The sequence below is a fragment of the Mesorhizobium sp. M2A.F.Ca.ET.039.01.1.1 genome (assembly GCF_003998035.1).
GTDB lineage: Bacteria > Pseudomonadota > Alphaproteobacteria > Rhizobiales > Rhizobiaceae > Mesorhizobium.
In genome coordinates, this window is sequence record NZ_RZRY01001397.1 from 1 (window position 1) to 663 (window position 663).

The window sequence follows — 663 nt, forward strand, 5'->3', positions numbered from 1 at the left end:
CCGGTGAGCAGCACTTTCCATTGCGGGTCGGCGCCCAGCATGTTGAGACCCATCGAGACGACGCCGACGATCATGGCGCCGAACAGCGTGCCGAGGATTGAGCCGCGGCCGCCAAAGAGCGAGATGCCGCCGATCACCGTGGCGGTGATGGCCTGCAGATTGTAGTCGGTGACGGCTGCGGACGGCGAGATCGAGCCATTGCGGCCGATCGAGACCCAGGCGGCGAAGGCGGCGATCAGGCCTGCAAGTGTGTAGACGGCCATCAGCACCTTCTTGGTCTGGATGCCGGAAAGCTTGGCCGCCTCGGGGTCGTCGCCGACGGCATAGACATGGCGCCCCCAGGCGGTGTGGTTCAGCACATACCAGAGCAACATCACCAGCAGCACCATGGCGATGACGCCGGCCGTCAGGACTGCGGAACCGACCCGGAAGCTCAGCGCGAAGAAGTGCAGCAGTGGCGCCTGGGCGTCGACGTCGGCGTCGCGGATCGTCTCATTGGCCGAATAGATGAAATTCGTCGCCATGACGATGTTCCAGGTGCCGAGCGTGACGATGAAGGGCGGCAGCTTCATGTAGGCGACGAGCAGGCCGTTGAGCAGGCCGCAGGCCGCGCCGGCGGCAAGCCCGAGCAGCACGGCCAGGATGGTCGGCATGCCGTAGGTG

1 protein-coding gene is annotated in these 663 nt (G+C 65.6%); it reads right to left on the reverse strand.

The window, feature by feature from the left end; all coding sequences use genetic code 11:
* Window positions 1–663, reverse strand: a 663-nt coding sequence (locus tag EOA24_RS40085; protein ID WP_133375062.1) for an ABC transporter permease, incomplete at both ends; no start/stop codon positions are given.